At 67.7% G+C, this 1,837-nt stretch carries 1 protein-coding gene; it reads left to right on the top strand.

Annotated features, from left to right (window positions below; translation table 11 throughout):
* A partial coding sequence (locus AB0F71_RS39845) for an acyltransferase domain-containing protein (RefSeq protein WP_360246219.1) occupies window positions 1-1,837 on the top strand: 1,837 nt, incomplete at both ends.

Below are 1,837 nucleotides of genomic sequence, written 5' to 3' on the forward strand. Positions count from 1 at the left end.
CCGGGCTGTCAGTCACGGGCATCGCCACCACACTGGCCGCACGCACCGCCTTCGAACACCGTGCCGTCGTGGTCGGCACCACCCGAGAACAACTGCTGGCCGGACTGAAATGCCTCGCGGACGGTGCCCTCTCCGACGACGTGGTGACGGGAACCGCCGGAACCGGCACGACGGTGCTGGTGTTTCCGGGGCAGGGCTCGCAGTGGAATGCGATGGCCCGTGGTCTGTATGCGTCCGCTCCGGTGTTCCGGGCCCGTCTCGACGAATGCGCACGCGCCCTCTCCGCCTATATCGATTGGGACTTGCTGGAGGTCCTGCTGACCGATGACGGCGCGTCCCTGCTGGCGCGGGTGGACGTGGTGCAGCCGGCGTTGTTCGCGGTGATGGTCTCACTGGCCGCTCTGTGGCAGTCCCACGGGCTGCGGCCGGACGCGGTGCTGGGGCATTCGCAGGGCGAGATCGCCGCGGCGTGTGTCGCCGGTGCGTTGTCGCTGGAGGACGCGGCCCGTGTTGTGGCACTGCGCAGTCAGGCCATTCGTGCGCTGGCTGGGCAGGGCGGCATGGTCTCCATCGCGCTGTCGGTCGATCTGGTGCGACCCCGTCTGGAGCAGTGGAACGGTGACATCGGGATCGCCGCGATCAACGGCCCCAGCTCCACCGTTGTTTCCGGCAGTGCGCAGGCCCTCGACCAGTTGCAAGCCGTGTTCGAGACCGACGGCATACGCACCTGGCGCATCCCGGTCGATTACGCCTCACACTCCCAGCACGTCGACCGGATCCGCGACCGAGTACTCGACCTCCTCGCACCCATCCGCCCCCGAACCAGCAACATCCGCTTCTACTCCACCGTCACCGCACAACAAATCGACACCACCGAACTCAACGCGGAGTACTGGTTCCGCAACCTCCGCAACACCGTCGAATTCGAAGCCACCACCCGACAACTACTCACCGACGGCTACCACACCTTCATCGAATCCAGCCCCCACCCCGTCCTCGCCCCCGGCGTGCAGGAGACCATCGACAGCACCGACAGCACCGCCCGCAGCATCGGAACCCTACGCCGCCACCACGGCGACCTGAGCAGCTTCCTGCGCTCCGCCGGCGAAGCCTTCACCACCGGCGCGACCACCCACTGGAGCCCTGCGCATCAGCCCGACGGCGGCGGCCAGGTCACCCTGCCCACCTACCCCTTCCAGCGAGCGCACTACTGGCTCACCCCGGACACCGGCCGACGCGACATCGGTGCCATCGGACTCACCCCAGCAGGCCACCCGCTGCTCGGCGCCGTCACCGAAGGCGCAACCAGCACGGTCCTCAGCGGCCGGATCTCCCTCACCACCCACCCCTGGCTCGCCGACCACCAAGTCGCCGACACCATCGTCCTCCCCGGCGCCGCATTCGTCGAACTCGCCATCCACGCCACCGACCAGGTCGGCTACGGCACCATCCGCGAACTCACCGTACAAACACCCCTCATACTCCCCGAACACGGCGCGATACGACTCCGAGTCGAAGTAGGCGAACCGCACACCGACGACGGCGCACGCCCGATCCGGATCGACGCACGACCCGACACCAACGCCGGCACGTCATGGACCTGCCACGCCACCGGCATCCTCGACACCGACACACCCACCCCGGACTGGGACCTCACCACCTGGCCCCCCACCGGCGCACAACCCCTCGACATCTCCTACGACACCCTCACCACACACGGATACCACTACGGCCCAACCTTCCAAGGCCTGCACAAGATGTGGCGCCACAACGACCACATCTACGCCGAGATCACCCTCCCCACCGACCCCGATACGTACGCCATCCACCCCGCCCT

Origin of the sequence: Kitasatospora sp. NPDC028055 (genome assembly GCF_040637885.1) — a bacterium.
Taxonomy (GTDB): domain Bacteria; phylum Actinomycetota; class Actinomycetes; order Streptomycetales; family Streptomycetaceae; genus Kitasatospora.